Genomic DNA, 2,042 nt, shown 5'->3' with positions numbered 1-2,042 from the left:
GCTGTCCCGCCCTGGAGCTGAGGGTATAGGCATAGTGACGGGTCGCCTCGTGCTCCTCGCCCGGCGCCACCGTCTCGCTGACCACCCGGCGCAGGGCGTCGTACTGGTAGCGGATCTTCACATCGTTGTCGTCGTAGTTGAGCAGCGGCTCGCCGATCAGGATCGAGTGCTCGAGGGTCTGCACCTTCTGCTCGCCGTCATGGCCGGTGATGGTCTGCTCGGTCACCAGCACCGTCTCGCCCTGCCCCGGGGCTTCGGCGCGCTTGCGGTAGGTGAACGCGGTGGTGGTGGTCTCGCCGTGGCGGGTCACGGCCTGGCGGGCCGGGCGGCCGTGATTGAACGGGTCGCGAGGGTCGATCAGGTGTTCGTAGACGGTGAGCTCCAGCTCCGTCTCCACCTCCTGCAAGCTCTGCGGGTCCAGGCCGACCTGCAGCAGGCGCTCCTCGCAGGCCTCGTGCCAGCCGTTGCCCACGGCGTTCCCCAAGGGGGCGTGGTGGCGGTAGCGGTAGCGCTGGCGCAGTACCGGCGCGTCGGGGTGTTCGTCGCTGGGGGCGGGGGTGGTGGTCAGGCTCTTGAGGTGGCGCACGAAGCCGTCCGGGTCCGGCGGGCTGTCGCTGCCCTCGCCCGCGGCCGGGTACCACTCGCGGGTCTGGGTCACGCCACTGACATCGGTCTCGGTGTGCAGGTTGCCATCCGGATGGTAGGTGCGCTGGCTGGTCCGCTCGCTGCGGCTGCGTGGCTGCCCCTCGGCATCCGGCCCGCGCCAGGAAGTGGTGACGGTGCCGGGCAGCTGGCAATAGCGTTCCTGGTCCTTGAATGCCACGTTCGCCCTGAGGTGGTAGCGGGTGCTCTGCACCTGCCGGGTCAGCTCGCGGCCTGCGTCGGCGTCCAGGTGCAGGGTGCGCTCTTCGGTCAGCAGGTGGAACTGGTTGAAGTGGCGCTGGATCTTGCGCACCACCTTGCCCGCGACCAGCAGCTGCTCCACCGAGCCATACAGGTACACGCCGGTGTAGCGGAACAGGTTGTCCAGGCCATCATTGCTCCAGCCCAGGTTCAGGTTGGCACCGAGGAAGTTGTTGCCGGCCTGGTAGTCGCTGCCGGGCTCTTCGAGGGTGTAGCTGTAGCGGGTGTCGATCGGCGGCTGTCCGGCACCGGGGTCGACCCGATGCTGGCTCACCCGCGGCAGGCGGGCCGGCGGCTGCTGGGCCAGGTCGGGGGGCGGGATGATGTGCGCGGGGTTGTCGCCGGCGAACGTGCGCGGGAATTCGTGGGCATCGGTATAGGTGAGGGTTTCATGGCCGCCAGTGGGGGTGAAGACTTCCTTGATGCAGTCGTAGCCCAGGTTCAGGGCGTCTTCGTAGCGCAAGCGCCAGGAGGCGTTCTCAGCGGTGGGCAGCACCAGTTCCTCGACGCGCTGGCTGTTGTCCAGCTTGAGGGTGAAGACCGCCTGCTGCTCGCCCTCGGGGTTGAAGCGGAAGATCACCTGCTGGTTCGCGCGCTCGACCAGCAGCACGGGGCGGGATTCGAAGTTGTCGTCGAGGTAGGTGATCGACGCCAGGCGCGTGTGCACGTTGAAGCCGGTGTAGCTGAAGCGCAGGCGGTGCCCCTGGGCCGAATAGACCTCTTCGGGCAGGGCCAGGGCATTGTCGCCGACGCCCTGGATACCGAGCACCTCGACCAGGCCGGAGCGGTGCACGAGGCGATAGCGCTGGTTGCCTTGGTCATGCAGGTGGAAGCTGTCGAGCTTCTGCTCCTGCAGGGTGAAACGGCCCTGGCCGGGCTCGGCCTTGAACACTTCGCCGTCCAGGGTGGAGACCACCCCGGTACTGGGCACGAACTGCGAGAGCAGCAGGTTCCAGCCCTTGCCGTAGCCCGAGTCGACGGTGTTGAGCGGGCTGAAGGTCAGGGCCAGTTGCAGGGGCGGGCCCTGCAGGTCGTTGGCCTTGACCTCGGGCAGGCGGATGGTGACGGTGTACAGGCCGGTACGCGGGTCGACACCGCCTTGCAGGTAGCTCATGAAGTTGAAGGCGTTGGAGTGCACG

1 pseudogene is annotated in these 2,042 nt (G+C 67.8%); it reads right to left on the bottom strand.

The window, feature by feature from the left end:
* Positions 1-2,042 (bottom strand): annotated as a pseudogene (locus N7422_RS26790) (sugar-binding protein); the annotation flags it as partial.

Source organism: Pseudomonas sp. GD04091 (genome assembly GCF_029836165.1).
GTDB lineage: Bacteria > Pseudomonadota > Gammaproteobacteria > Pseudomonadales > Pseudomonadaceae > Aquipseudomonas.
The sequence above is the reverse complement of the archived record's forward strand: the minus strand, read 5'-3'. Positions and strand labels throughout refer to the sequence as shown.